General features: G+C 41.9%; 27 protein-coding genes. 7 read left to right on the forward strand and 20 right to left on the reverse strand.

The window, feature by feature from the left end; genetic code table 11:
* The first annotated feature begins 14 nt into the window (after window positions 1–14).
* From fliD to QNM18_RS25615, 7 genes are read left to right on the forward strand one after another with little or no spacing between them, the layout of a single operon-like run.
* The gene (gene fliD / locus QNM18_RS25585; RefSeq protein WP_211010393.1) at window positions 15–1439 is read left to right on the forward strand and encodes a flagellar filament capping protein FliD; all 1425 of its coding nucleotides are present in this window, start codon (window positions 15–17) and stop codon (window positions 1437–1439) included.
* Between the two features lie 17 nt (window positions 1440–1456).
* Entirely contained in the window at window positions 1457–1885 is a 429-nt protein-coding gene (fliS, locus tag QNM18_RS25590; protein ID WP_284138803.1) for a flagellar export chaperone FliS, read from the forward strand.
* Entirely contained in the window at window positions 1875–2171 is a 297-nt protein-coding gene (locus QNM18_RS25595) for a hypothetical protein (protein ID WP_284138804.1), read from the forward strand. The genes fliS and QNM18_RS25595 overlap by 11 nt, the downstream gene beginning before the upstream one ends.
* An 18-nt stretch (window positions 2172–2189) precedes the next feature.
* A complete protein-coding gene (locus tag QNM18_RS25600) occupies window positions 2190–4277 on the forward strand; it encodes a motility associated factor glycosyltransferase family protein (protein ID WP_211010395.1) in 2088 nt (695 codons plus the stop codon).
* 3 nt (window positions 4278–4280) lie between these two features.
* Window positions 4281–5585 (forward strand): DUF4910 domain-containing protein, encoded by a 1305-nt coding sequence (locus tag QNM18_RS25605; RefSeq protein WP_284138805.1) that lies wholly within the window; start codon window positions 4281–4283, stop codon window positions 5583–5585.
* Entirely contained in the window at window positions 5585–6250 is a 666-nt protein-coding gene (locus QNM18_RS25610) for a class I SAM-dependent methyltransferase (protein ID WP_284138806.1), read from the forward strand. The genes QNM18_RS25605 and QNM18_RS25610 overlap by 1 nt, the downstream gene beginning before the upstream one ends.
* 53 nt (window positions 6251–6303) lie before the next feature.
* Window positions 6304–7683 (forward strand): FAD-dependent oxidoreductase, encoded by a 1380-nt coding sequence (locus QNM18_RS25615; protein ID WP_284138807.1) that lies wholly within the window; start codon window positions 6304–6306, stop codon window positions 7681–7683.
* Here the strand turns inward: QNM18_RS25615 and QNM18_RS25620 are convergent.
* Genes QNM18_RS25620 through QNM18_RS25715 form a run of 20 tightly spaced genes read right to left on the reverse strand, consistent with a single transcriptional unit; the run spans window position 7662 to window position 26819 of the window.
* Entirely contained in the window at window positions 7662–8495 is an 834-nt protein-coding gene (locus QNM18_RS25620) for an AAC(3) family N-acetyltransferase (RefSeq protein ID WP_211010398.1), read from the reverse strand. The genes QNM18_RS25615 and QNM18_RS25620 overlap by 22 nt on opposite strands.
* Window positions 8492–9226, reverse strand: coding sequence for a hypothetical protein (locus tag QNM18_RS25625; protein WP_211010399.1), 735 nt, complete (start codon window positions 9224–9226; stop codon window positions 8492–8494). The genes QNM18_RS25620 and QNM18_RS25625 overlap by 4 nt, the downstream gene beginning before the upstream one ends.
* On the reverse strand, window positions 9219–9476 hold the full coding sequence (locus tag QNM18_RS25630) for an acyl carrier protein (RefSeq protein WP_211010400.1): 258 nt from the start codon (window positions 9474–9476) through the stop codon (window positions 9219–9221). Before QNM18_RS25630 ends, QNM18_RS25625 begins: the two co-directional genes overlap by 8 nt.
* A complete protein-coding gene (locus tag QNM18_RS25635) occupies window positions 9473–10930 on the reverse strand; it encodes an AMP-binding protein (protein WP_284138808.1) in 1458 nt (485 codons plus the stop codon). Before QNM18_RS25635 ends, QNM18_RS25630 begins: the two co-directional genes overlap by 4 nt.
* 6 nt (window positions 10931–10936) lie before the next feature.
* Window positions 10937–11638 carry a nucleotidyltransferase family protein gene (locus tag QNM18_RS25640; RefSeq protein WP_211010402.1) on the reverse strand — a complete coding sequence of 234 codons (702 nt, stop codon included), beginning with the start codon at window positions 11636–11638 and terminating at the stop codon, window positions 10937–10939.
* Between the two features lies 1 nt (window position 11639).
* On the reverse strand, window positions 11640–13103 hold the full coding sequence (locus tag QNM18_RS25645; RefSeq protein ID WP_284138809.1) for a PfkB family carbohydrate kinase: 1464 nt from the start codon (window positions 13101–13103) through the stop codon (window positions 11640–11642).
* Window positions 13091–13978 (reverse strand): SDR family oxidoreductase, encoded by an 888-nt coding sequence (locus tag QNM18_RS25650; protein WP_284138810.1) that lies wholly within the window; start codon window positions 13976–13978, stop codon window positions 13091–13093. Before QNM18_RS25650 ends, QNM18_RS25645 begins: the two co-directional genes overlap by 13 nt.
* Window positions 13957–15018, reverse strand: a complete 1062-nt coding sequence (locus QNM18_RS25655; RefSeq protein WP_284138811.1) for a Gfo/Idh/MocA family protein — start codon at window positions 15016–15018, stop codon at window positions 13957–13959. The genes QNM18_RS25650 and QNM18_RS25655 overlap by 22 nt, the downstream gene beginning before the upstream one ends.
* Complete coding sequence (locus tag QNM18_RS25660) at window positions 14999–16291, reverse strand: class I SAM-dependent methyltransferase (RefSeq protein ID WP_284138812.1); 1293 nt, start codon at window positions 16289–16291, stop codon at window positions 14999–15001. Before QNM18_RS25660 ends, QNM18_RS25655 begins: the two co-directional genes overlap by 20 nt.
* Window positions 16292–16301: 10 nt before the next feature.
* Window positions 16302–17510 carry a DegT/DnrJ/EryC1/StrS family aminotransferase gene (locus tag QNM18_RS25665; RefSeq protein WP_211010407.1) on the reverse strand — a complete coding sequence of 403 codons (1209 nt, stop codon included), beginning with the start codon at window positions 17508–17510 and terminating at the stop codon, window positions 16302–16304.
* Complete coding sequence (locus QNM18_RS25670) at window positions 17503–18006, reverse strand: WbuC family cupin fold metalloprotein (protein ID WP_284138813.1); 504 nt, start codon at window positions 18004–18006, stop codon at window positions 17503–17505. Before QNM18_RS25670 ends, QNM18_RS25665 begins: the two co-directional genes overlap by 8 nt.
* Complete coding sequence (locus tag QNM18_RS25675; RefSeq protein ID WP_284138814.1) at window positions 17999–19270, reverse strand: hypothetical protein; 1272 nt, start codon at window positions 19268–19270, stop codon at window positions 17999–18001. The genes QNM18_RS25670 and QNM18_RS25675 overlap by 8 nt, the downstream gene beginning before the upstream one ends.
* The gene (locus tag QNM18_RS25680) at window positions 19267–19962 is read right to left on the reverse strand and encodes a formyltransferase family protein (RefSeq protein ID WP_211010410.1); all 696 of its coding nucleotides are present in this window, start codon (window positions 19960–19962) and stop codon (window positions 19267–19269) included. Before QNM18_RS25680 ends, QNM18_RS25675 begins: the two co-directional genes overlap by 4 nt.
* Before the next feature lie 3 nt (window positions 19963–19965).
* Window positions 19966–20985, reverse strand: a complete 1020-nt coding sequence (locus QNM18_RS25685; RefSeq protein ID WP_247687345.1) for a radical SAM/SPASM domain-containing protein — start codon at window positions 20983–20985, stop codon at window positions 19966–19968.
* Window positions 20986–20989: 4 nt separating this feature from the next.
* Window positions 20990–22042, reverse strand: a complete 1053-nt coding sequence (locus tag QNM18_RS25690; RefSeq protein WP_247687346.1) for a zinc-binding dehydrogenase — start codon at window positions 22040–22042, stop codon at window positions 20990–20992.
* A complete protein-coding gene (locus tag QNM18_RS25695; protein ID WP_284138815.1) occupies window positions 22039–23043 on the reverse strand; it encodes an aminoglycoside phosphotransferase family protein in 1005 nt (334 codons plus the stop codon). The genes QNM18_RS25690 and QNM18_RS25695 overlap by 4 nt, the downstream gene beginning before the upstream one ends.
* Complete coding sequence (locus QNM18_RS25700; protein WP_211010412.1) at window positions 23040–23636, reverse strand: HAD family hydrolase; 597 nt, start codon at window positions 23634–23636, stop codon at window positions 23040–23042. The genes QNM18_RS25695 and QNM18_RS25700 overlap by 4 nt, the downstream gene beginning before the upstream one ends.
* Window positions 23633–24553 carry a transketolase family protein gene (locus QNM18_RS25705; protein ID WP_211010413.1) on the reverse strand — a complete coding sequence of 307 codons (921 nt, stop codon included), beginning with the start codon at window positions 24551–24553 and terminating at the stop codon, window positions 23633–23635. The genes QNM18_RS25700 and QNM18_RS25705 overlap by 4 nt, the downstream gene beginning before the upstream one ends.
* The gene (locus QNM18_RS25710) at window positions 24553–25353 is read right to left on the reverse strand and encodes a transketolase (protein WP_284138816.1); all 801 of its coding nucleotides are present in this window, start codon (window positions 25351–25353) and stop codon (window positions 24553–24555) included. Before QNM18_RS25710 ends, QNM18_RS25705 begins: the two co-directional genes overlap by 1 nt.
* Window positions 25353–26819 carry a GSCFA domain-containing protein gene (locus QNM18_RS25715; RefSeq protein WP_284138817.1) on the reverse strand — a complete coding sequence of 489 codons (1467 nt, stop codon included), beginning with the start codon at window positions 26817–26819 and terminating at the stop codon, window positions 25353–25355. The genes QNM18_RS25710 and QNM18_RS25715 overlap by 1 nt, the downstream gene beginning before the upstream one ends.
* Window positions 26820–26836 lie beyond the last annotated feature (17 nt).

The following is a 26836-nucleotide window of genomic DNA, read 5'->3' on the forward strand; positions in this document are numbered from 1 at the left end:
TTGGAGGTAGCAAAATGCCACTTATTACATCTGCTGGTGTAGGCTCAGGGTTAGATCTTGAAAGCATTATTAAAGCGTCTGTTGATGCTGAAAATAGGCCCAAGATGCAACAGTTCGCAATAAAGGACGAAGCGCTCAAAGTCGAGTTATCGGCGGTTGGCGAAGTGAAGTCTGCTATCTCCAAACTTAACGATACTGTCGAAAAATTGGCAGATATCACAAACTTCAACAAAAGGGTTGCAAATATTACGCAGCCTACAAGCGGTGATATCATCAGTGTTACACCAACGTCAGATATTTCAGTTGGTAACTTTGACATTGCAGTAACACAACTTGCTCAAGGTAGTCGCGCTGTAACCGCGGACAACGCGTTTGCGTCCAGTGACACCGTAGTCAGTGCATCAGGCGGCACCTTGTCGTTTGCAGCGGGCACCAATTCCTTTGACCTAACTGTCACAGCAGGCATGACACTCAATCAGTTACGAGATGCCATCAATGCCGACACCAATAACTTTGGCCTCACTGCGAACATAGTCAACACCGGTGATCCGACGGTTGGCAGTAAATTGGTGTTAACGTCTAGCATAACTGGGGATGGTAATGACTTGGTAATTACCAGTGATACGTCCGAAATGGATGCGCTAGAAACCCATGATGCAACAAATAACCCAGCTGGTGGGATGACCATTGCTGATGGTGATAAAGCACAAAACGCAAAAATTACCGTAGATGGCTTGGAAGTAACGAGCTCTACTAATACCTTTAAAGATGCTGTGCAAGATATGACCATCACAGCAAAGGCAAAAAGCGTTCAAGATGCAACCACATCCGTGTACGAAACGGCTAAACTAAGTGTTGAATATGACAGAGAGTCGGTCAATACATTAATTGATGAGCTCATTACCAACTATAATGCAGTTATTGGCCAGATTGGCTTTCAGACGAGAATAGGTAGGCCATTAAATGGTGATTCATCTATGCGTAGTTTAGATGATCAATTAGTATCAGCACTCTCTAAACCGTTAACCGATGCCGGTCCCTTCGGATCGATATTTGATATTGGTTTGGGCGTAGATAAAGAGGGCTACCTTGAAAAGTCATCGCTAGTACGCAGTTTGAATGACGCAATGGATTCTAATTTTGACGATATTGGCACAGCGTTTGCAGGACCTAATGGGGTTGCCAAAGAACTCGAATCGTTACTTGGCAACTACGTAGATTCAGGTGGTTTGCTAAAACAAAGGGAAGACAGCCTTAATGGTCAGATTAAAGACCTTGAAGACGATGTCGTAAACCATGAGTATAGAATGCAATCTCTGGAAGATAGGTTAAGGAAACAATATGCTGGCCTAGACGTTTTGATAGCGCAAATGCAACAAACTCAAAACTACTTAGGTGCGCAGCTTGCAAACCTACCAGGATTTACTAGCAAGAAATAACACTGTAAGGAGCCGTTATGTATAACGCAAGAGTCAAAAATTATCAGCGTGAGGCACTTAAAACGCGTGTTGCTGGTGCTGATAGATATGAAGTGATCCAAATGCTCATGGCGGGCGCGATTGAAAAAATGGTCCTCGCAAAAGTGGCAATTGAGAAAAAACATTTAGAAGCCAAGTCTGAACATATTTCTAAATCATCTGCCATTATTGGTGCATTGAGAGATTGTCTGGATTTTGAAGTTGGTGGCGAAGTAACTGAAAACTTATATGCTCTGTATACTTACATGTTAGAGCGTTTGTTAGATGCGAGTATGCAAAACGACCCGGCAATCATAGATGAAGTTTCTAATTTGTTGAAGGAAATCAAGTCTGCTTGGGATGCTATTCCTTATGATGTACGAGAAAAGACGCTAAACCAAAATGGTGCTGATGCAAATGTCGGCTGAGCTAGCTAAGCTTGAAGACCATATAGAAGAACTGGAAGCTCACTGTCAGGCTGGTGAGCTAGAAAGCGCGGAAAAAGTACTAACTAATTTAGACTTGTCTTTGAAGAAGATATTTACAAGTGATGATATCAACTTGACCCAAGAACAAGTCGTGCACCTACAAAATTGCTATGCGAATATATCAGCTATAAATGACAGGCTGCGACAACAAAAAGGTGATGTCACTACGCAGCTATCTCGACATTTAGGCAATAAAAAGAAAATAAACGCATATAAAAGCATCTAACCAACAATCAAATTTAATATGAGTCAAAAATCCCTCGAAGAACAAATTCAAATTATTGACGAGCAGTTAGCAAATTCAATTGAACATCAGGCTCGGGAAGCAAAATTTGCAACAGAAGCAAATGAAAGGTTTGCTCGCAATGTCACGTGCTTTGAAGAGTATTATCCGGATATCGCCAACGCAATCAAAGAATTCAACGTACGTGAAGATTTTTGTCTTCATGTCACATCAACCGGGCACGGCAACTTCGTTCCTGCAAACCTTTCAGCGCCGATATATAGTGATGACCCGATAGGTCAGGTAACACAACAAGTTGAGTACAGTATACAGCACCCCATGTTCAGCGCGACAGATTATACGTCATATCAATCTGATCCGAATGATACACGCATTCATGTGCGTTATATGGGTGCTATGACAGATGCATTACGTAAAGTACAGGCAGAGAAAAAGGCGCACTTTGCTCAATTACCTGAAAACTTTCCGTCAGCTATGATTTTTGGCATTGGCCTAGGCTACCATATAGAGCTACTGCTTGAAAAAACCACATTTGATTATTGCTTTCTTATTGAACCTGATTTTGAAGTATTCTTTGCTAGCTTATTTTGTACTAATTGGTATGACATTATAAAAAAGGTAGATGAACAAGGTGGTTCTTTGTTTTTCCAGCTTGGTGCGAATAAAGATAACTTTATCAAAGATTTGGAAGTATTGGCCGACAATGTTGGTGCCTTCTCTGTGGTTAGGTCATTTTGCTATCAACACACGCCACTACCAGAAATTATCGAACTGATCCAACAGTGGTCTCAGCAATACTTCAAGTTTCAATTCGGGCATGGGTTCTTTAACGATGCGATAACGGGTCTGTCTCATACTGTGCATCTGTTAGAAAAGAATATTCCGATGTTGGTTCAGCCCAAAGACAAACGTTTGGATTTATCTACTCCTGTTTTTATTTTAGGTAATGGTCCCTCGCTAGATGAAGCTGAAGCTTTTATAAAAGAAAACTGTGATCGTGCTATTTTGATGGCTGCCGGTACTTCAATTGCGTCTTTATATAAAAAGGGTATTCCAGTTGACTTCCACGTACTGGTCGAGCGCCCTTACTCTAACTACAAAATATTTGGTGATATATTTCCTGCCGAGGAATATAAAAAGACAAATTTGATCGGCCTTAATACGCTTTATCCCGATAACACCGATAGATACAAATGGTCGGGAATTGCTGGCAAAGGCAATGAGGCAGGTACTTTCTTACTGGAAATATTGAGTCAGACTCAAAGAAATGTCGGTATTCCTTTGATGCCATATTGTAACCCAGTGGTTGCGAATGCAGCGCTTTCCTTTGCCATGTTTACTGGTTTCAAGAATATTTATTTATTTGGTATTGATAATGGCAACTTACTGACGGGTGAGCACCATAGTAAAGATAGTATCTATCGCATCAACCAAGATGATGAAAGCGAAGAAGGGATCGCTTGTTTGAGGATGGATGGTAAATATTTACCAGCCAATTTTGGTGGGCAGGTCGAAAGTAATGATTTGTTTATGATGGCTCACAGCCAGCTAGAGAAGCTGATTGCTCATTACCCAACTGGAAGGAATGTTTACAATATTGGTAATGGCGCAAAGTTAGCAGGTGCACATGAAGTACGTGCGGAAGAATTATTACCTTTGCCAACTGCAAGGGACAAATTCGAGCAGATTGAGTTTCTCAAGCAAGATTACTTTATGCAATTTGACGTAGAGCAATATGATGACAAATTACTTGGTGTTGATGTATTTGAAGATATCTGTGAGCACTTACTTAGCTTGGCAAATGAACCAGTAACGACTCGAAAACAAGCGTCAAATATCTTACTTAGGCAAGCAAGGTATATCTACTCGTTTAGAAATACGCCATTGCATCACCTTCATCATATGATTAAAGGTGCATTACTGTATTATCACTGTCCTATGTTGTCTCTGTTGTACACCTACGAAGATGATCAGTTTACGCTAGAGAGTTACAGCGAATTAAATGAATTATGGAAAGGTTATATCACTGAAATGAAAGATTTTTACAGAGATAACTATCGTGCTAAGTGTGATTTGGGCAAGGAGTAAATAGTGAGTTATCAAGAAACGGCGGAGTTTTATAGCGATCTGTACGACGAGTTGTTCCCTATTTTACGTTCTATTACAGGACCGGGCTTGCGTCAAAGCTACGACATATTTGGCCGCTATATGCCGTTAGAAATTTGTTCATTTAAATCAGGCTCACGTGTTTTTGACTGGAAAATTCCGCAAGAGTGGCACTGTGAAGATGCTTATTTACTTGACCCTGAAGGCAATAAAGTCGCTGATATGAAGCGCTTGAACATAGAGGTTTTAAATTATTCTGAGCCAGTAGATAGAGATATTGAACTGGATGAATTGCAGAACCACTTATATAGTTTGCCAGATCTTCCGGCTGCGGTCCCGTATGTAACTAGCTACTATAAAAAACGCTGGGGCTTTTGTCTTTCTCAGGAATCAAGAGATAAGCTGCGCCCAGGCACATATAAAGCGGTGGTAAAAAGCGAATTTGTAGACGGCACTTTGGATATCGCTCAAACAGTATTAGAAGGCCAGTCCAAAAAAGAAGTAATGCTTAGCTCATATCTTTGTCATCCATCTATGGCCAACAATGAATTAAGCGGTCCACTGGTTTTATTGGGTTTATACAATCGGATAAAGCAGTGGCCAAACCGTCGTTATACCTATCGATTTATTTTAAACCCTGAAACAATTGGTAGCTTGTCGGTATTGCATATGCTTGGAGAGCATTTTAAAGAGAATATGGTATCCGGGTTAGTGATCAATTGTATGGGAGGAGAACCAGACGAGCTTGTTTTTAAACAAAGCCGTAATGAGCAAGGTATTCTTGATAAATTGCTGCCGCATTTGAATCGCTTTGGCTATAAGCACAGTAATATTCCTTTTAGTCCGTTGAAGGGGTCTGATGAGCGGCAATACAATTCCCCTGGCTTTCAACTACCTGTATGTTGTGTAAGTAGGGCATTCCACACTGGGTTTGATGAATATCACACATCGCTCGACAACAAAGAAGCTATGGGTATTGACCCTCTGCTAGATAGCATTGATAAACTTGAGCAGATATTTTTAGCACATGAACAGTGCGCAACATTTGAAAATACTTGTCCTTATGGCGAGCCAAACCTTGGCAGTAGAGGTTTGTATCCGACTGTGAGCATGGTGACAAAAGAACGTGAGCGTCAAGCTTCAGAGCTCAATGACATGCGCATGTTACTCAACTATGGTGACTGTGAGCACGATACAATTGATATTGCCAACCTACAAAATAAGTGTGTAACTGATATGCAAAGTGCAATTGGCAAATTAGAGCAACAATCACTTTTAGAGATGGTGTAATGGCGAGTTGGGAATCAATTTATCAAGCGGGTAAACAGTTAAACCGTTATCCGTTTAGTGACATTGTTTCCCTGATTTTTCAAATGAAACGTGATAACCCCGCTCTTAAAGTACTAGAGCTTGGCTGTGGTGCTGGTAATAACGTGGTTTTCATGGCGTCTGAAAGTGTCACATGCGCAGCAATAGACTGCTCTAAAAGTGCAATAGACTTCGCCCAAGCACGCCTGTCGGAGCGCAACCTTAATGCCGACCTTAAAGTGGGTTGCTTTACAGATTTACCTTGGCCTGATGAATGTTTTGATCTGGTGATTGATAGGAGCGCACTTAATTGCGTACCTAAGCCTCAGATAGAGGTTGCTTTACAGCAAGTACTTCGCGTTCTCAGACCAAAAGGTCGCCTATTTTCTCAAATGTATGCCGATAGCCATCCTGCACATAACAGTGCATTGAACGCAACGAGTGAGTTTACAACAGGGTTTAGATATGAAGGTTATCAGGATATTGATGGCCTTTATTTTGCATCTGAAAAGGATGTAACACTGTTATTTGATGGTTTTGAAAAAGTGAATATTGCCTTGAGTACGTCTCAAACATTGTCAGGGAATATCCTTAGTGCTCAGTGGTCTATTAGCGCTTTTAAACCTGATACAGATCAGGTTGGTTGAACTGTCGAAAGGGCAGTATTGAGATATCTAGTTTCCAAGTTCAAGAGGCAATTATGCAAAATAAAGCAGTGGTAGTGGGTGGTGGCATCTGTGGCTTAATGGCTGCGCTACTACTAAAACGCAATTTTAAAGAAGTCACGCTTATTGAACAAAGTGATGAAGTCGGCGGTCTGTTTCGCTCTGTCAAAGATGATCTAGGGGCTTACTATGATATGGGTTCTCATATCCCCAATGCGACAGGGATCGAAGAGCTCGATACCCTTTTATTTGGCGCCCCACATGAGCAAGGCAATCATTGGAATGTGATTAAAAAACTCAAGTCGGGTAATTATTTTGGTGGCTCATGGGACCTTAACTCACCATTTGCAGATAGTAAGAAGCTTGATGTAGCGACATATCAACAAGGGTGTTCAGAATTAATTCAAAGTACTACCCCTTCAAGCCAAAATCACATCATGCCTTATTGCCAAGAAGTGTTAGGTGAGACGTTTACACAGCATATTATTAAGCCAATTCTAGAAAAGTTATATGGACGTCACACTGATCTTTCGAAGTTGACGATGGGCGCGGGTTTATTCGGCTTTACGCGCATTTTGGCTTTTGATGCTGAGGTCGCAAATGCACTAAAGGATCTGCCGGTATTTGACGCTAAACTGGGTTATCAAACTGAGGCTCATTTTATTGCAAGGCAGCAAAAAGATGCCTCTTCGACACCTGATTATTATTACCCTACCTCACATTGTGGTATTCAAGCTTGGGTCGACTACTTAAAAACTAAAGTGGAGCAGGCGGGTGTTGATATTCGGTGCAATTGCAAAATTTCATCTTTGGAAACACGAGCACGCAAAGTTGAGAAAGTATTTATCGAAGGGGAGCCACAGGCGCTGGAGTGTGATTTGCTGTTTTGGAGTGCTCCGCCATTTATTGCGCTCAACGCGCTTGGGTTGCCAGTTGTCGCGAATAGACCTGAGTTAAGAACAGCCATTGTTTTCCATTTAAATCTCAGCAAGCCTTTAGTCGACAAACAGTCGCATTACCTGTGGGTTTGGGATAAATATAGCGATATATTTCGACTTACACTGTATCCTAATTTAAACCCTCAAAGTGAATTTAACACCTTGTCCGCAGAAATACTGTGTCGCCCAGAGGAGGTGGAAAATTATCAGCTGGATGCAATTATGCATGAGTTAAAAGAGATGCAAGTTGTCGACCCCAACGCAACATGTTTAAGTCATGTTAAGCAAGTCATACACAATACGTTTCCTGTTCCCACAGAAGCATTTGAACAAAATAATGAAAAAAATTACAGTACCTTGGCAAGTAGTGTCGACAATATCATTATTTCTGGTCGTTCAGGTGGTAAGCAGTGGCGGCAAGCAGATGTACTGGTTGCCGCATTCAATGAAATAAATCAATATTTAGGGGCTGGGTAACTAACTTCTTTGCCGTCTTCAAAGCGATAGAGCGATTGTGGGCGGCAGTTTAACAGCGCGTATTGATCTTTTTGTGTTAGTTGCTTAATAAACTCATACAGGGCTTTCATGCGAATGCCATAGATAAATGAACGACCCAATGTTTGTTTCTTCATAATGTTGTTTACCAGCAACGATTGCTCAAGTTGAGAGTAATCTTCACGATACGCGTTATTTATCGGAAAACAAAAGTGGTAAAAGTTGTCTTTTACCATCTGACCATTGGCGAGTGTGACTTCACCCATAAAGGGTTTGTTAAAGCGATATTTTAAATTGAGCATTGCCTCAATTTGAACAACGACGGTTGCAACACGCATACCTATTCCTTGAAGAATTAGCACACTATCGGAATTAATCAGCCGCTCAAAAGTCGAGTTTTCACCAAATGCAAAAAATTCTGGTTGCTCTGATCTGCAAATCTGCTGTGCATCTGGACCGCGGCCACATATTGAGAACATGGGATGCCCTGAGCGAGAAACTTGGTCTTGATTTCGAAACCACTCCGGCCAATAGCCTAAAACGGTCTCTTGAGAGCGGAGATCTTCACTACGCGTTCTAGGGTAGTCATAATTAAAACAAGGCATAAATATATTGCCTTGTTTTCCTACTGCATGTTCGAAGCAATTTAGTAGGGCGGCGGGTATATCTCTCGGTGTAACATCGCTCACTCTTCCTAATGTAAACAGAGATGAGTGTATAAAGACATTGTCACTTTTGTTTATACCGACCTCGGCCAATGTATTTTTTATATCTTGTGTTGAGCTGGCCTTCATAAGAAATCTTTCCCTCCAAATGCTGCTTTGACTTCGTCATAGATATCATCAATACGTTGTGCAAAGGCTTTGTCTTTCCATGGTTTTCCTGAGAGGATCATCCACTCATACTTACTGATAAATTTCTTGAGTTGCTTTTCATCTAAGGTATTAATATAGCCGTTCATTTTAAGTTTTAGCCTATCTACGAGCTCTTTTAAGCAGCGGAATACAAATACAACTTCAGGGTCTTGTAACAAAGGCCGTAAACTTATCGTGAGCTCCCGTTTTATACGCTCCGATTGCTCTCTTACGAGCGTACATTTATGTTCAGCATCAGGGTCTCGGTAGAATAAATCCATCAGTGCAGCGTATTCAAAGTCATAAATAGTTCCTGTGGCGTCAACCACAGGAAAGTATGGATAAATTCTGCATATCAAGGGTCTATGGCCGTGAGGCTCGCAAACGCCCCCACAGTTACAGGAGAGTAAATATATACTAAAAGACTTACCGTTGGATAAGTTAAAGGTACGCTTTTTGGGCGGCTCTGTAATATTGCTAATACCACCAATAGATTGGTAGTACTCATATTCTTTTTCTAACAAGGGTAATGAAACCCCGTTTTTATCAAGAATATTGAAGTGTTCACCGTAGAAGTTTTTACAGCAATAGCCACCACATGTTTTCCAGCACTCGGGTGCTTTCACATATTCTGTGCTGTAAATTTGCTGCCAGTTCGCTTTATTAGGCATTTTGTTGTTCACTAAGCAGTTTTACTAGGCCGTTAATAGCAGTAAAGGCGACAGGATCAGCGTCTTCAAAATCAATATCAAGATCGAAGGTATTTTCTATGTTCATCAACATAGTAATGAAATCCATTGAGTCTAACAGGCCTGTGGTGATAAGGCTTTCATCCTTATTGATGGTATTGATAACGTCATCACTGTGCTTTTCAGCCAGTGTTTGATAAATTGTTTCTTCGATGTTTTTTGCTAAGCTCATTCTTTCTCCAACATAGCATACAAGGCTAGTTTGTCTATTTTACCATTTGAATTCAATGGCATATCATTTAGCCATAGAACCTTTTTTGGGATCATGTAGCTGGGTAATTTGGACTTTAAACTAGTCATTAATTGCTGTTCAATATTTTTATCGGCCTGACCACAAATAAATAAAGCAATGAATTGTGGTGCACCTTTAGGGTAAGCAATGCTCTGTACCAGCGGGTTGCTGATTAATGCTTTACTTAGCGTGTCTATCTCTGACAGTTCTATTCTATATCCCTGTATTTTAACCTGATCGTCAAGACGTGAAACATACTCTAATTCGTTTAGATGATTGTATTTGGCGATGTCACCCGTGCGGTAAAACCTCCGTCCGTCGATAACATCAAATGAATCACGGGTTTTTGTTGGGTTATTTAAATAACCTGAAAACACTTGCTTACCAGAAATTAGTAATTCACTTTGAGCATTTAGTGCCATTTGCATATGCGAGAAGCAAGTGCCTATTGGGATATAGCAGTGGCTATATTCCCGCTCAAGCTCAAAAATATGGTGGGTACAGGCGATAGTGGCTTCTGTTGGTCCATATAAGTTGATTACCTGGCTATTTGGCGCGGCAAGCTGAAACTTTCTAGCTAATTCTACTGGAAGTGGCTCTCCACAAAACAGGCTATATCTGAGTAGAGGGTAGGCTTGGGGTTTGAGCATGCCTATTTTCGCCATAATGGCGGCTGTAGAGGGCACACTAAACCACACTGTAATTTCATGCTTTTTGGCAAACTTGCCGGGGGCAAACATTGCAGCTTCCGGTAAAACGTATAGACATGCGCCACTTAACCATGTAACAAACATATCGTGAATACTTAAATCGAATGTGGGGTCAAATATTTGACTGACTCTATCTTGGTGTGTCAATTTTAGATAGTCAGTCATATAGTCTAAGTAGCTTTGCAAGTTTTCGAGACTAATGGGTACGCCTTTCGGTATTCCTGTGGACCCCGATGTGAAGAGAATATACGCGATATTGTTGTTCTCACAGGGCTCCAAACTTTCAGGCGGAGTTGCGTAGTGTTCCGATTCAGTATTATCGATATAAATAAATGTGACGTCAGGCAGGTGCAGAGACAGTTTCTCAGCTAGGTCTGCATACTGCTGAGCAACAACAATAGTGTTAAGTGCACTTTGTTGTACGATAGACACTAAGCGCTCAATTGGGAACTTCACACCGAGCGGGACAAAGGTTCTATTACTCGTTGCACAGCCATACACTGAAGCAAAATATGTGATATCTCTGTAACTTAAAATACCAATACTGCGCGTCTTTTGACTCAAACGACCCATGATGTTATTTGCGATGTTCAGCAGCTGCTGATACGAATAGCCGCGATCATTAACATGCAGGGCATCGCGACTTTCATTGTTTGCTTTTAGTAACTGCTCGGCTAATCTCATTATTTGCTACTTTAATTTAGACTGCAAATTCTTGTATGCAGTAGGTGTACCAATATCGACATATAGACCCGAAGTTTTATATGTATACAGTTTATTAATCAAAAGGGGTACGAAGTCGACACTGATCTCATAAAAGTGACCTTTTGAAAAATGTGATAAATGTTTGTCAAACACGTGTTCAGAAAAAATAAACAGTGCTCCGCTGGCTAGATTGCCCGGCGGATTGGCAACTTTTTCATGAAACGCAGCAATAACGCCATTATCTGACAGTTCAACAATACCACATTGCTGCGGTTGTGGCGTTTCAAACAGCAGCAAGGTTGCATCACAGTGAGTTGGTCGTTGGTTGTGCGCTTGTAGCATCGCACTGAGTGTATCTTCACAGTAGTTGTCAGCGTGAATAACTAAGGTTGTATCATCTTTCCAAAAATCTTGGTTTGCAATAAGCGTTCCCCCAGTACCCAACAGATTTTCTTCTTTTACTAAAGTAATTCGAGAACGATAAGGGGACTGAGCGACATATTGTTCAACTTGCTCTGCGAAGTAGTGGACATTGATGAGAATTTCATCCACATTCAGTGCGATAAGTTTTTTTATCCACAAACCCAGTAACGGCTCTCCATTGATGGGCACCAAACACTTAGGGATGGTATTTGTGAGGGGACGCAAGCGAGTACCTAATCCCGCAGCTAATAGTATTGCTTTCATATTACTTAAATGATTCAGAAATAGCTTGTTCAAGTACGTTGAGTGATAAAGGTGTGTTTCCCAAAGAGCCGACTTGGCATGCCGCCGCGAGACTACCAAGGTAGAATGCTTCCCAAGGAGACGCATTTACAGACAGTGCTAAGGCACTTGCCGCTAAAAAGCAATCGCCAGCACCGGCTGGATCGATGGCGCTGCGGTTTAAGGCTGGTAATCTATCATTTTCCCAACTGTTATGTTTATGGTCTGGTACGTGAATAAAAATCCCTTCATCACCTAATGTAATAACAAGGTTTTTAGGGCTTGCTCTATTTGTCAGCTTGTTGGCGAGGATCACTAAGCCATCATCCGGGTTATTTAGTGCAACACGTGTTTCTCTTTCTGTTGGGGTGATAAGGTCCATATTATGATAGCGAGAAATATCGCCCACTTGTGAAGATGTTTGGCTGTCTGCCACCACGTTTATGCCATGCTCGTGACACAAGGCGGCAATGGATTCCACCAAGGGCTGCGGTAAAACACCGTAATTAAAATCTGAAAACACCAGTAAATCAATTGAGGTGATCACATCGGTTATTTTTTCGAGAATGTCTCTTTGTAGCTCTTTGGCAATTTTGTGCTGCCGCACTTGGTTGACTCTCAGGAGCGTTTTGTTTGATGCACGATAGCGGGTTTTAAGTGGTGTCGGTCGAGTTGAATCCACAAACAGTTGTGCGTCTACTTGATACTTTAAAACCTTTTCTTTGGTGTATTCACCCGCGTCATCATTGCCAATGACAGAGAATAACGAGACCGACTTAGCGCCTAGTGCTTTAATGTGTCCGGCGGTGATTGCAGCACCGCCTAAAAACTTCTCAGTTTTATTCGGTGTCATCACAATTGTCGGGTCCTCTTGAGACATGCCGACAGCCGTACCCTGAATATATTCGTCGACAATCACTTCGCCAATGACTAGTACATTCAACTGTTTAACTTGGTTTAGTGTACTGGCAATGCTGGAGGGCAAGATACTATGACGTTTGGCATATTCTTGCACTTCCGAAAAGTCGAGGTTACTGGCGACGCGGTTATTTTTTTTGATGTACTGCTCAGCATTACTTTCAAACTCACCAGAACCAAAAATCAATTTACCGCCATAGACTTTGAGGGCATCAAGTTCTGGGTTTTCCCGGCATTCAAACTCTTTACCTTTTACCACGGCATAGGGTTGAAGTTGCTCTACAATTTTTTCGGCTGTATCGCCTGTTAAAAATGCATGGTCGACGCACTCCAGTGAATTAACCAACTCTAGACGATGTTGTTCACTGACTCGGCTTTTTACCGCCATTGCACTGTCAGTGTTCACCGCGACTACCAATTGGTCACCGCATGCTTTTGCAAAGCTCAAAAGCCGAATATGTCCCGGGTGCAGTACGTCAAAATTACCCTGTACTAATACACACTTTTTCGAAGTGGCTATTTGCACCATGAACTCAACCCTTTTTGAATACAAGTCTCAACATCTGTAAAGTCAAAGTCATCAAAGATTGAGGAGTTGATCATTGTTGTATTGAGAGGCCTTTTACCTGAGCTATCGAGCTCTGAAAACTTAATATCTGTGATAGTTGCTGGGTCAATATGCAACGATTTAGCAAGCATATTTGTTAAATCTAATCGGCTAAAAACTTGAGGGTTACAAAAGTTATAGGTGCCTTTGTATTGACCTTTAATTAGGTGCTCAATTGCAGAAACAATATCTTGGACTGCTGTGGGGTTAAATATCAGATCTGAAGCTGCTTTTACTTCGTTGCCCGATTGCAATTGGCCGACAATGTCATTCAATATGGTGCCATCTTTTCCAGCTTGGCCGATAATTTTCGCAAGCCTTACGATGCAGCAGTTGCTATCGGTGATTGCCGTTAACCTTGCTTCAAGAGCACGCTTTTGCACACCATACTCAGAAACAGGTGCTTCCATATTATCGTCTGTATAAGCGCCTGTACGGCCTGGGAAGACATTGTCTGATGAAATAAACACCACCGGAATTTGCCTATCCGTCAATGAATGAATAAGCCGCTCCGTCGCGCTGACATTTATTTCAAAGCTGGCTTGCGGGTTTGTGTTGATATAGCCAATATTTGTTAGTGAGGCACAGATAATTGCAACATAGCTGCGATCCTGTTGCAGATTTAAAGTCTCTATATTGCCATTGACCAAGTCAAACTCGACTAACCCCGTTTTGGGGTTTTGGCCAAAAGTACCAATTGTATTCGGATCTTGAGCATGAAAATGCTCGAATAGATGCCCGCCGAGTAGTCCGCTGGCACCAAAAATAACTGGTGTTAATTGCTGAGCTTTTTCCATATATCCTCTGCTAATTCAATATCAACCAATGCTTCTTTGGCACTGATCAAGCTATTGATATTTCCGTTTTGAACACTATCTATAAATGTAGCTGCTTGATTTTTAAATGCCCAAGACCACTCTACCTGAAATTGGGTGTGTTGAGATACTTCAGCATTTTGCTGTAGCTCAATAGTGGCAGGTACATTGCGTAATAAGGCTGGTGGCAATGTGACTATTAATTGACCCTGCTCGAATATAAATGTGCACCTTTCTTGCCAGTTCTTTTGCGCAACCTCTCCGGTTTCCAGCACAACTAGTTGCTCATTGGCCCGCATAACGCAGACATGTGCTAAAGGCGAAAGGGTATTGAAGTACTCGACGGAAGGCTTGGTGCCTAAAAAGTGACGAATGAAGTTCAATAAATGCGAATGGACATTGACATAACGCGCAAATAACGACTTATTGTTGTCGCTTAAAAAACTCGGCGCAAAATTTTCCTCACTGACCATATCTGGTCTGGCCTCATCACCATGGATATAGCCTGCCGCTTTGCAGTAACTATTCCCCATATAACATTGCGCGCTAACTTGTAAAAGTTTACCGAGTGTATTTTGAGCCATCAACTCATCAAATATGCTTTTGGCTTTTACAACCCCGGCATCACAGCGCTTCATGTAACCCACACAATAAACTAACCCGTGTTTTTCGGCGAGCTGAACTAGAGCGTTCGCTATCTCGCTGTTGCCAGCCATAGGCTTTTCACTGAAGACATGCTTGCCAGCCAACAAACAATCTCGCACAACGTCTGCCGTATGAGCGCGTGCAGTGACAACAACGACCGCATCAATTTGCTCATCTGCCAGAAGCTCTTTATGCGAGCCATAGCGGTTTTCTATGCCGAACTTGTCGGCAACTTGATTTAGGAGGTTAGGGCGCAGATCGGCGATTGCGTGCAGCTGGCAATTGTCCAATTGCGCATAATTTTCAAGATGCGCAATTTGCCCAATAAAGCCAGCCCCAATAAAGCCTAAACGAATTTTACGCGATGAAGTTGGCATAGTTATCTTTATTAATTAATTGAACGGTTGGCGTTAATGTTAAAAATTGGCCACCATTTTGAAGATAGTCTTCATGCTTACGGACAATCGCTTTGGCATGTATCCAAGCTAAAATAACGGTCAACTCGGGCTGAGTTTCATTTATGGTTTGAGTCGGCTTAACTTGGATCAGATCGCCAGGTGTGAAAAGCCCCACTTTTTGTTTGTGATCGTCGTAAACCTCACTAACATCCGAGCCGATTTCGTATTGTGTTAATAGCATTGGACCACTGCGCGCCGCACCATAACCTGCTACAACGCCGCCTTTGTCTAACGTATTTTGGACTGCTTCACGTACTTGTTGCTTCATAGCGTCAAAGCGAGATACAAATTGTTCCATAGTTGCCAATTCGTGCAACATAGCCTTGTCTTCAGCGTCTACCATAGCTGCTACCGACGGCTTTATTTCGCGTGGGCCATTTTTGTGCTGGGCAAAGCCAATGATTGATCCGCCCTGAATAGAGACATGTTCTACGTCAAATACTTCTAACCCTTGTGCGGCTAAGAATGCAATCATAGGTTTTAATGAGTGATTGCATAAATGCTCATGGAAGATAGTTCCGATAAGCATTTTATCGATGATATCTTTTAGATATGAAACTTCGAAAACGAAGAGGCCATCTTTATCTAAAACTTTCACAATACCTTTAAGCAAATCAATCATTTCATCTGCGTGCGCAAATACATTAAATGCAGTTACAAGATCTGCCTGACCGTACTCGGACTGGATCTGTTGACCGCGTGCTTCAGTCATTAGATCAGCAATTGTTTCAACGCCTTCACTGGTTGCCTTAGCTGCGATCTCGGTCGCTGGATCTATGCCGAGAACCTTAAACCCTTGTGATTTGAAGCATTTCAAAAAAGTACCGTCATTACTGCCAACATCGATCACAAACTTTTTATTAAACGGACCAAAATTGCTAAGTATCTGTTGGGAAACATCGTTAAAATGGTCGATAATTCCCTGAGTTTGACCTGAGTGATAGGTGTAATCAGCCCATAAATATTCAGGGTCAATTACATCTAAAATTTGCACGTGACCACAGTTATTACACATATATAGATGTACGGGGAATAATGGGGTTTTCACACCTTTGGGGTCAGATACATATTTTTCTGCAATTGGAGTTGGTGCAAATGGGATCGCCAACGGAATGTCCGTACTCAGGCACAAACGACAATTGTTTCGGTGCTGGTAATGGCGGTTGCTTTCTTGTTCTAAACACTGATTCATATTAATTCTCTTACATTTCTTTGCTAAGGTGATCCAGAAAGTAATTTTCGACTTTGATGATTGCGGCAAAAATAGCTTTGGCTGTATCAGTGGTATAATTTTCATTCAAATAAATGTTGAATGATCGATCTCTGGCAGACTGAGCATTTGGGGTATGATGAAACTGGGTTAAATACGGTTTTGCCCATGGCCATTGTGAGATCACAAACCTGTAATGTGGATTTAGCTCGACACCTTCGCCAAGCAGCGCATCGCAAAACTGCGCTTTACTGACGCCGAGATCTTCTAAATAAACAGTCAAGAAAAAGGGGGAAGTCCCCTCGATAAATGAAGGAACAGTGCAGAATTTTGACTGTTGCATCATATCAGTTAAGGCTTTGCAGAAGTTAGCGCGATCACGAATAGTGTCGTCTAGTCGCTGCAAAGAAGCGATGCCGATGGCGCAGGACAACTCATTGGTGTTCCAGTTGAGAGCCGGAAATAAATAGCCTTCAGCATTGCGCTCTTGATATTCTGGATTCTCAAAGTCTTTACCACGATCGCCGTAAGATAGGCATTTGTAATGCAGCTTTTGATCCAATGTAAATACCAACCCACCGCTGCCACCCGAAGCCAAGCTCTTACGGTACATGGTGGAAAGTGCACAAATATCACCAAAAGTACCTAATTTTTTGCCGTTGACCTCTGCACCTGGTGATTGTGAGCAGTCTTCGATGAGCTTAATGCCTCTTGCTTTGGCATTTTTGGCGATGGTTTCGATGTCAGCGTTAATGCCCGCACAATGCACGAGTAAAATAGCACTGGTTTCTGGTGTAAGCACCTTTTCAATTTGTGTCCAGTTGGTGTTTAAACTGTCCGTTGCTGTGTCGGCCAAGGATACTTTAAACCCTTGCAAAACAGCGGCATTGAATGAGCCTGGGTCAGTGATAGGGGACATCACAATGTGACTATTTTTTGGCAGTTCTAGGGCGGCAATCGCGACATATAAGGCCGCCGTTCCCGTCGCCACGGCAGTCGTATAGCCACCTCCCATATACTGGTTAAATTTTTCACAATATTCGTGTTCAAATTTACCAAAGTAACCTGGATCAACACTTTCACCAGAATAAAATTCAACAGCGTTATTAAGCGCGGTAATTTCATTTTGGCCAAATGCGACACGTTTTGGCATTGCAGATTGTATGGCTGGCTCTCCACCAAATATTGCAAGTTTACTCATTACTTTCCATTTCTTTAAATTGTGAAATTAACTGATTGTAGAGCGAGTTTATGGCCGCTTCTGATTGATAATGCCTTAGTGATTCAACGTCGTCTTCTTTGCTATATGGTCCGTGAAACACCTCGTGAAATACGACCCACTCACTAAGTGCAATAGGCAAATGCCATGTTCCGCCTTCAAGGCGAAATAAAAACTGCGCATTTGGTGCCAGCACATTAAGCTGTGTCACTTGTCCGCTATGGTCAAACACACTCATGCCAATTTTCCCTTCAACAATATGAATGGACTCAGATTTGTAGTTTGGGTGGCGGTGCGGTGCAAATCGACTGTCTCTGTGCATGACTAAAAGCATCTCTTGCACGCCAGCCTGATTGTCATGGTGCAGGCAAAATCGCGCACATTTTTGAGGGTGAGCCTGAGCTACCTCTTTGAGATGTGCAATACCAGCTTGGTCAAAAGCAATGGTATTTTGGTCATTGAAAAACACGTTAGTCATGTGCAAAATCTTTTTCAAAAGCATTGAAAGCAGCGGTTATATTCTCGTAATTCTCCTCACCCCAAAAAACACGTTGATTGTCATGGTGTCTAAATTCAGGCTGCTGTTCGAAAAAGAATCCGCCTTTCTCCACTGTGACTTTACTGGTCGAGAAATGCTCTTCATTAAACGTTCTAAATACAATAGATGGACAAGGCTTAATAAAGTAAAACATGTATGCAGGGCCAGTGGGGATCGAAAAGTTGAGAAATGCTCGCTGATACAGCGCGACTCTAACCGTTAGGTCCATTGATGCAAGTGGAAACTGCTCTATATGTGATAGTGACTCAGCGATTGGTGTCGTCGCTTGGTATGTATCTCTAATAATAATTGGATAGTATTTGTCAGTATCGAGCTCAGCCAAAAATTTTGACCAACCATCGGCTGAGCTATTACGTTGCTCATGCATGTTGTATTCGCGCATGGTGATCGTAATAATTTGTTTGTCAGCACAATGGTGTTGAATGTAGTTGTCGACCAATCTTTTTGCTGTCGCAGGCGCTTCTAAATGGGCTACATCAACCCCTTTTCGCGTTTGCGCGATGATTTCTGGATAGCCCATCTGTGGCTGAGTGTGTTGCAAAGAAAAGTTACTCGGAAATACGTGTGCGGATTCACCGAGTATCCCGCTTAATTCTTCCCTCGCGTTTAAATAGCTGATCCCGGTTGTTGACTTAATACATTGAAAGAGTGGGTTCAGGATGTGGTTTACTCGCCAATTTACGTCGTCTTCAGCGTGAACCGCATGCAACCGAATACTCTGTTGAAAGTTTCGTTTTGGTACAACTATAAAATGAATATGCTTTTTACCTAGCTCAATGCGCTTGGCCTCAGCTAATACGGCAAAGTTCGTTGCGTCAAATGTTGCGATGGAACTGCCTAAATCATAGATGGCATATAGGATATCTTCTTTTTGACAAGGGGAGATAAGAAAGTCGCAGGCACTTTCTATTTGGTTGTTCACCATATGGAAAAAGAAAATCTGCTCAATGTGAAAGCCAATTGACAGCAGGGATGCAACAATGTCATCAACAAAAATAGAACAAATAATGACATTGCGGTCTCTATGTTGTGTAAGCTGCTCCAGTGAAAGCACGGGCTGTTCTTCGAAAGCACCACTGCCGTCGGTTGTAGCAATAATATTATCGCCATCTAAGTTATTATTAAGGAGGTCAGTAACTCCGTTGATGCCATATAAAATGACATTATTCAAATGGGTATTCATAAACAAACGCGTTTCTTATATTCTTGAAAAACAGAGTCAAATTTTTGATTTTGTTCTTCGGGTATGCTTTTTCTACTCAGTGGTGAATTAATATCGACTTCATTGCAAGCTTGGTTGTTATCCAAATACTGTACAAAGTTTGCCAAAAGATCACACTCCATGTCATAGGCGCGAGCGCATAGATCATCATAGCTGTCGCTTGCTATCACAGGGACTTCCAATCTTTTAAGTACACGTCCGGCATCAATATGTCGGTTAATTACATGCAAGCTAATACCAACAGGCGCCTGATTCACAATAGACCACTTAAATGCATCAACACCTCTATTTTCAGGAAGAAGGCCTGGGTGGGCATTGATAATGGTATTGCCGTCAATAAAATGTTGAGGAATAATCTTGGCGATCACGGTAATAAAGTAATCGGGTTTTTGTGCGACGCTGTTTACCACTGAAGCGCCTGCTTCATCCCATCCCGGGACTTCAATGTAGTTCACACCAGCTTTTTGACAGAACGATTCGATATCTAGTGGAATAATTTGATATGGACGTTCTTCAAAGGCGCGTGCCTGGTGCGGCCTATGTTGAAACGGAAATGCAAAAAGTGAAACTTTATAAGATTTTGCCAAAAATTTTTGGATCATTTGATAGGTCTTCAAATGCCCTGTTTGGTAAGTAAAAATGCCAACATGCATTAGTTAATCCACCATTTTTATATTTATTTGTTGGGATTGTTGTTCCCTTTCATGCCGACAATTTTCACGCCAGTTGTTTAGCTTATGGATATCGTTATAGAAAGTATATTCAGTAGAGCGCCTGATCAAGACCTCTCCTACGACTTCTTCGGTGTAATCTGAAGAAGACCAGCGCTCGCATGATTTACAGAATGGGACTTTATCCCATTGACCCGTTTCATGGTAATGTCTGATTTCGTTAAGTTTATCACCATTCCAAACACCGGATACACCCTCTTCCAGTACATTGCCGACGACCTGATCTTTGAAACCATCAAGGCAGCAAAGTGACACATCGCCATCGGTATGAATTGGCATCGTCGAGTAAATTTCTGGACAGGGCTTACGTTGACTATGATCTACTGACACATTAGGAAAAGTACCTTCTTCAAAGATCTCACCAATGCGGACAAAATCAACAATGTTGACCCAATAATCAACAAATTCATCAACCTGATGTAGGTTACAATCTTGCTTGGTCAAAGAAACCCCGATCCGTGGTAATGAATGTTCGCCTCGTAGCTCTAGCAAAGTAAATAAATTGTTTTTGATTTTATCTAGGTTTTTAATGCCACGAACTTGTTCTAAGACATCCGGTGTCGTGGCATCAACACTCACAGTAATACTATCTACACCAATCTCAATGAGGGCTTTTGACATTTTCTTATTCATCAACAAGCCATTTGTGTTCATGGATATATTCATATTTCTCATTTTCATACTTTTGAGATGAATGAGTATATCTTTGCTCATCAATGGCTCGCTCCAAAGCGTAGGGCCAACAGCAGGAGCTGCTGGCATCGCTTCATCGAGAATTTTCTTGGCGTTTGCCAATGTCATACTCTTTTTCAGCATCCCCTTTAATTCTGGTGCATCTGGTTGTCCGTGAACAATGCACATTGGACACTTCAAATTACAATCAGTATACAGATCCATCAATAACCTAGGCGGTAAATGGGGCACCGGAATTTTTTTCTCACTCATAGAATTACCTTTGCGTGACTTTAATCAAAGCTCTGACGATTTTTTTATTGTCGAGATCGTCAATTGCCTCATTGATTTCGTCTAGCGTGTATTCCTTGCTGATCAGAGGCTCTAGGTTTAACCTTCCTTCAAAGTACATATCGGCAAAAAGCGGAATATCTTTATCAGGTTGAGCGCCACCCCCCCAACTTCCTCGGATCGACTTTCCGCGGTGGAATGCATGAGGCTCTAACTGTATTTTTAAGTCGTCACTTGGATGAGATGCAAATATACATTGACCACCGCCATCGCGAACGCTTTCAAAAGCTTGCTCAATCGTTTGTGTCGTACCGCCAGCTTCCAAGCTGTAGTCTACACCTTGTTGTTCAGTGAGGCGGTATATTTCGGTGACAGGATCAACTTCTAAAGAATTGATACAATGTGTCGCACCAAGCTGCTTTGCGAGCGCTAGTTTATCTGGGTTAACATCAATGGCAATTAGCTTGGTAGGCTGACTCAATTTAGCCGCTAGTAGCGCACTTAGACCTATTCCACCTAGGCCGAAAACAGCAATGGTCTTATTTGGAAGTGGTTTTAATTCATTAAATACCAATCCTAGACCTGTTGGCAGAGCACACCCTAGTAATACTGCGAGTTTTTCGGGAAAACCCTCAGGTAGTTTTACCAAGCGATTCTCTGCGACAATTGATTGTTCCGTCAGAGTGGTGGCACTGCCAGAGTTAATTAGGTAATCTTCATGTGGGTATTTCCCCCCGGGTGCATCGAGTCCTTGGCCTTTGATCCAACCAATAATGACTTTGTCACCGACAGCTACCTTTGTGACGCCTTCACCCACCTCGGTGACGTAACCTACGCCTTCATGACCAAGTAAGTGAGGTAAGTATTTGTCCTCGCCTCTGCCGCCCTTTACTTCCATTAATTGGGAGTGGCACAACCCACTGTAAAGGATCTCGACGCGTACTTGTCCGGCTGTGAGTGCGGGTACTTTAATATTTGAAATCAATTTTAAAGGTTTGCCGGTTTCAAAAAGCACGGCGGCTTTCATATGTTTTTTCATAGATTTTTATCTAAAATTTTAATCTTTTCAGGTATATGTGCAAAGTAGCGTATGCTTTTTTCAAGCTGACTCTGTTTTTTTTGACTGAGCACGTCATTATTTATGTCCAAGCAAGAATTGTTCCATGAAAATCGTCTTCGCTGTTCAATCACAGGAATAAACTCATTGAGCATGATCAAACACCACTTCATCAATGTTAGCTCGTAAATTGTGACAAATTCTTGCCTTCGTTGGCTTATTTCAGAAAATACAGCACTTTGCAAAAAGCGCGTGATATTTTCCAAAGGGACAGGTATTGCAGGCTGAGCAAAAAAATCGCTTAACAGTTTCCAAACAGTGTCACGGCCAGCATACTCAAAGTCGATAAAATATATATCAGAGGGTGTCTCAATTGCATTGTGAAATCCAAAATCCGAAGGTGAGAGGATCGTTTTCTGCAATGGCTCATACCAGCTAGGTTCAACAGTCTCGGCGATTTGCTGAGTACGAGATGCTATGGCTTGAAGCAACGACTGTAAGCGATGATTGTCATGTAAGCTCAGTTGAGCAAACCTCTCGAGCCGTTTGTCTATAATGTCAACAAACCCATATAAGGTCGCTGGGCTCTCGCTGGCCATTGGTAGAGTAGCATCAAATATTGCCGGAGCATTTATTGCTTCGATAAAGGCTAGGGCGGCGTCAATGTGATTGGTCGTTAAATTGGCAATTGCCTGCCCGTCAATAAATGAAAATAACGATACTTTCAATTCCTCACTGTACGCAATGGGTTTACCAATATTGGGTATTTCCGCTTTACTTAAGTGGTTAGCAAAGGCGTACTCATTACGTAATTTAGACAGTGAGCGGCTATTATGTGGCTCAAAACACTTTAGAAAAAATTGCTCCGTTCCTGAACTGACACGAAAACCCTGATTGTTTGCGCCCCCATCAATAGGAGTGAGCAAAACCTGTTCATTGTTGACTACTTCCTGTAGCCACTTGAGGATACTGGGCTCAATCATACAATGAGTGCTGGAATTTGTGTCCATGCTTGGGCTTGCAAATGAGATGATTGGCTCACTTTATCGGGTGAGAATAGGATGCCTTGACACGCAGTGGGAAAATGTTTGTGTAGCAATATACTTTCTAAGTCATCAATAAAGAAGTCACATGCTAGCGAATCAATCAACATAACCTTTTTATCTTTGGTTTCATTAAAAAAAACATGTTCAGGATCAAAAGGGGCATTGGGACAATTTACAAAACCATGTGCTTCAAGCCACCCTCTGGCTGCGTCGTGAAAATTGACTTTATCACCAATTATGGGGTACTTGGTTTTGTGTGATATTAATTTTAGCTGATGTCCTTGCGCCTTTAACGCTTTTAGATGCGTTAGGCTCTCTGGGTAAGGCTTGGCATTTGAAATTTCTTTTCCATAAACAATACCTTGTAGCTCAGTCCATTTTTTTTCATTGTCTTGTGAAATGAAATACTGTTTCACGTCCTGTTTGGACTTGCCAGTCTGTTTTGGGATCCACCCTAGATCGAGCGCAACTTGGTAAAATACGCCGGTATAATTTGCTATTGTATTGTCGAAATCAACGCCAATGATCATAAAACGCCTCGCTCGGTCAGGCTTTTTGAAATAGCGTCGAGCGTTAGCCCCGCTTTTTCTCTTGCATCGTCAGGGCTATGCACTTGGTCAATGAAATGATCAGGGATCCCGAATCGGTGCACCGCTATTTGGTGATTCTGGTCATTAAAATATTCAAGTACTGCACTGCCCATACCACCATTTACATTGTGCTCCTCAAGCGTGATCACATGTTTGAAGCGGCTCATACAGCCATTCAAATACTCTTTATCGAGCGGTTTTACAGTATGTAAGCTGACCAGCTCTGGTGAGAGTCCACACTCAGCCAATTTGCCATAAAGTGCCTGCGCTAATGGCATAATCGTACCTGTTGCTATGATAGCGATTTGCTCACCTTGATGCATGACATGTGCTTTACCAAATTTCAAATCTGGGCGACTTGGGTGAACCTGTGGCTCGTTCTTTTTACCTATCCTAAAATAGCAGGGTTTATTGAGTGCAATTAGCTGAGGCATTAATATTTCAAGTTCGTCCGCGTCAGCAGGGCAGACAATATTCATATTTGGAAGCGAACGCATTAAGGCAATATCTTCAAACGAATGATGGGTTGGACCCAAATTAGCGTATGACAAACCAGAGCCGGTGCCAACGATAATGACAGGCTGGTTTTGATAAGCGATATCAATTTTTATTTGTTCAAAGTTTCTGGCAGTGGTAAAGGGGGTAATTGTGTAAATAAAAGGCTTGTGTCCCATCATGGCACTGCCAGCAGCCATAGAAGCCATGTTAGCTTCGGCAATACCCGCATTTATAGTTCTATCGGCGGCAAATTCTTTTAATGGATTGAACAGACGGTTACCAATATCAGCGTAATACAATAAGAGTCGGCTGTCTTGTTTTGCAAGTTCCGTTAATACTTTGGCGAATGCATTTCTCATCAGACTGATAACTCCTGCTTTGCTTTCTCTACTTCTTCTGCTTTGGGGATCCGATAGTGCCAGTTATTGTCATTTTCCATAAATGAAATGCCTTTGCCTTTCACCGTATCGGCGATAATACAGGTCGGTTTATCGTGCTTGCCTGCATCTGCAAGGGCGCTGATCAGCGTCGCTATATCATGGCCATCAACTCGAATAGTGTGCCACCCAAAAGCCGACCATTTGTCTTCTAGTGGCTCTAAGTGCATGATCTCACAACTTTCACCCGTACCTTGAAGTTTGTTAAAGTCGACAATGGCAACCAAGTTGCTTAATTTTTTGCCCCCAGCAAACATCGCGGCTTCCCAGATTGTTCCTTCGTTTAGTTCACCGTCACCAAGTAGAGTGAAAAAGCGATTTTCTTTACCACTTAGACGGGTGCTCAGAGCCATACCGGCAGCCAGAGAAAGTGCGTGGCCCAATGAACCTGATACGGTTTCGACACCGGCAGGAGCGTGAATGCCTGGGTGTTCTTCAAATTGACTATTGGTTTGACCGTGCTGATATAGAGAACCTATAGAAAAATAGCCTCGATAGGCGAGAGCGGTGTACAAGGCACTGGCTGCATGGCCTTTACCGAGTAAAAAATAATCTCTTTCAGGCATTGTCGGTGCCTTTGGATCTATATTCATGATCTCCCAATATAGAGCTACCAAGATATCAACACACGATAGGCAGCTCCCAAGGTGGGGCGTTTTTGTCTTGCTAGAAACATCACACAGCGTATATCTAATTTGTGATGCGATTTCGGTGTACTTCATTATATTATTACCTTCGCGCGTAACTTACCTTGCTCTTCAAGTTGGCGTTGTAGGTTGTCATCCAATACCAAGACAACTTGCTCTTCTATGTGGATATCAGTAGTTACACTCACCACTGGGATGCCCCAGAGCTTGTCATCTTGGTTGGTGGTAAGAATACGCGTTACATTTTTATTTAACAGCGCTGACGACTTGCACAGCGTATCTAAGTCTTGAGTATTGCCAATCACGCATATGCTTTCAGATTGTAAAGCGGCTATCTGTGTAATCTTGTCTTTCATCGGATCTGACAAATACGATTCCAGATTTTTCAATTTATGCGCTGCAATAGTCTCTGCGGTGATGCTAGGAAAAGCAATCATCATGCCTCTGAGAACATAGCCAGCAAGCTTGTCACACTGCACAGCATCAACATATTTTGAGATGGTTGGCAGCTTATCTTCAATGTATTTTTTTGCCTGTTCACTGCTCATTTTCTTAAGGCGCGACGGGTAGATATCAATCAGAATATCGAGTGTTGTTCTAAAGAAAGCTAATACTTCTCTAAGCTGCTCATCACAAAATGAGTTTAAAAACTTATTAATAACGAAGTTGGGCGTATTTGGCATATTGACGTGCATTAAATCTTTAACGTCATGGTTAAAGCCCTCATAATCTCTGAGCTCATCCATAACGATTTCAAAAGATGGGAAATAATGCATGTGCTCGACAGAATTACTTTCGATCATTGAGTCGATAGCAAGCCTTAGCTTAGCTTTATCAATATTGCTATTTAATAGCCAGTTAGTGGCTGCCGTTTTATCTAAATCTAAAATTTCATTAATGCCAGTAGACAAGTTGGCATTCATCAACCAACCGTACCTTTGTGGAGATACTGTGAGAATAACCTGACAAGATGCATTTAGCGTTTTCAATTGCTTTAAGCATGAAGTTAGGTCACTGAGTACTTCTTCATACGGACTTTTAATGACTTCATATAAATCGGTTGGTAAACCACCACCATGGCATAGCGTAAGGCCCGAAGTTTTTAGCTTTTGATAGGTAGCATTGCCCAAAGTGAGCACAATAAAGTCAGCCTTTTCAATACGCTGCTTCATTTGCTGATTTGATTTTTTTAGAAACGCACAAAATGATTCAAGGCTCTGACCGGGTTCTGATACATACCGTGTCGCCACAGATTTGAACTTGCCATCTTCCAGTGGGACGACATAATCTTCTAAATCTTTTGCTGAAGAAGAAAGCTGCTCAAAATATTGTTTAATCGAATTTGGCGAGTAGTGAAAGCTCTCTTCTTCAGAAAAATAAGTGTCAAACCCTAGCCGCCACAGCCCTCTACTCACTGAGGATGCAAAACAACTACCAAACGTGACAAAGCTTTTGTCTAAGTTGTCAATGAGGTTGTAATGAGGCAACGCTAAGTTAAGGCGCTCATGACTTGGGATATTTCCAAGGAGTAAGTTTTGCATGGTCATTCTCCTGCTAG

The sequence above is a fragment of the Pseudoalteromonas obscura genome (genome assembly GCF_030135505.1).
GTDB lineage: Bacteria > Pseudomonadota > Gammaproteobacteria > Enterobacterales > Alteromonadaceae > Pseudoalteromonas > Pseudoalteromonas obscura.

Bases quoted from the DNA above. Each gene is read 5' to 3' on its own strand.
- QNM18_RS25695 (WP_284138815.1), bottom strand. From the start codon at position 23,043: ATGATTGAGCCCAGTATCCTCAAGTGGCTACAGGAAGTAGTCAACAAT.
- QNM18_RS25710 (WP_284138816.1), bottom strand. From the start codon at position 25,353: ATGAAGTACACCGAAATCGCATCACAAATTAGATATACGCTGTGTGAT.
- QNM18_RS25600 (WP_211010395.1), top strand. From the start codon at position 2,190: ATGAGTCAAAAATCCCTCGAAGAACAAATTCAAATTATTGACGAGCAG.
- QNM18_RS25705 (WP_211010413.1), bottom strand. From the start codon at position 24,553: ATGAGAAATGCATTCGCCAAAGTATTAACGGAACTTGCAAAACAAGAC.
- fliD (WP_211010393.1), top strand. From the start codon at position 15: ATGCCACTTATTACATCTGCTGGTGTAGGCTCAGGGTTAGATCTTGAA.
- QNM18_RS25610 (WP_284138806.1), top strand. From the start codon at position 5,585: ATGGCGAGTTGGGAATCAATTTATCAAGCGGGTAAACAGTTAAACCGT.
- QNM18_RS25665 (WP_211010407.1), bottom strand. From the start codon at position 17,510: ATGAGTAAACTTGCAATATTTGGTGGAGAGCCAGCCATACAATCTGCA.
- QNM18_RS25640 (WP_211010402.1), bottom strand. From the start codon at position 11,638: ATGAAAGCAATACTATTAGCTGCGGGATTAGGTACTCGCTTGCGTCCC.
- QNM18_RS25625 (WP_211010399.1), bottom strand. From the start codon at position 9,226: ATGCCTAATAAAGCGAACTGGCAGCAAATTTACAGCACAGAATATGTG.
- QNM18_RS25670 (WP_284138813.1), bottom strand. From the start codon at position 18,006: ATGACTAACGTGTTTTTCAATGACCAAAATACCATTGCTTTTGACCAA.
- QNM18_RS25630 (WP_211010400.1), bottom strand. From the start codon at position 9,476: ATGAGCTTAGCAAAAAACATCGAAGAAACAATTTATCAAACACTGGCT.
- QNM18_RS25645 (WP_284138809.1), bottom strand. From the start codon at position 13,103: ATGGTGCAAATAGCCACTTCGAAAAAGTGTGTATTAGTACAGGGTAAT.
- QNM18_RS25680 (WP_211010410.1), bottom strand. From the start codon at position 19,962: ATGCATGTTGGCATTTTTACTTACCAAACAGGGCATTTGAAGACCTAT.
- QNM18_RS25595 (WP_284138804.1), top strand. From the start codon at position 1,875: ATGTCGGCTGAGCTAGCTAAGCTTGAAGACCATATAGAAGAACTGGAA.
- fliS (WP_284138803.1), top strand. From the start codon at position 1,457: ATGTATAACGCAAGAGTCAAAAATTATCAGCGTGAGGCACTTAAAACG.
- QNM18_RS25650 (WP_284138810.1), bottom strand. From the start codon at position 13,978: ATGGAAAAAGCTCAGCAATTAACACCAGTTATTTTTGGTGCCAGCGGA.
- QNM18_RS25635 (WP_284138808.1), bottom strand. From the start codon at position 10,930: ATGAGATTAGCCGAGCAGTTACTAAAAGCAAACAATGAAAGTCGCGAT.
- QNM18_RS25715 (WP_284138817.1), bottom strand. From the start codon at position 26,819: ATGCAAAACTTACTCCTTGGAAATATCCCAAGTCATGAGCGCCTTAAC.
- QNM18_RS25620 (WP_211010398.1), bottom strand. From the start codon at position 8,495: ATGAAGGCCAGCTCAACACAAGATATAAAAAATACATTGGCCGAGGTC.
- QNM18_RS25685 (WP_247687345.1), bottom strand. From the start codon at position 20,985: ATGAGTGAGAAAAAAATTCCGGTGCCCCATTTACCGCCTAGGTTATTG.
- QNM18_RS25660 (WP_284138812.1), bottom strand. From the start codon at position 16,291: ATGAATCAGTGTTTAGAACAAGAAAGCAACCGCCATTACCAGCACCGA.
- QNM18_RS25655 (WP_284138811.1), bottom strand. From the start codon at position 15,018: ATGCCAACTTCATCGCGTAAAATTCGTTTAGGCTTTATTGGGGCTGGC.
- QNM18_RS25690 (WP_247687346.1), bottom strand. From the start codon at position 22,042: ATGAAAAAACATATGAAAGCCGCCGTGCTTTTTGAAACCGGCAAACCT.
- QNM18_RS25615 (WP_284138807.1), top strand. From the start codon at position 6,304: ATGCAAAATAAAGCAGTGGTAGTGGGTGGTGGCATCTGTGGCTTAATG.
- QNM18_RS25675 (WP_284138814.1), bottom strand. From the start codon at position 19,270: ATGAATACCCATTTGAATAATGTCATTTTATATGGCATCAACGGAGTT.
- QNM18_RS25700 (WP_211010412.1), bottom strand. From the start codon at position 23,636: ATGATCATTGGCGTTGATTTCGACAATACAATAGCAAATTATACCGGC.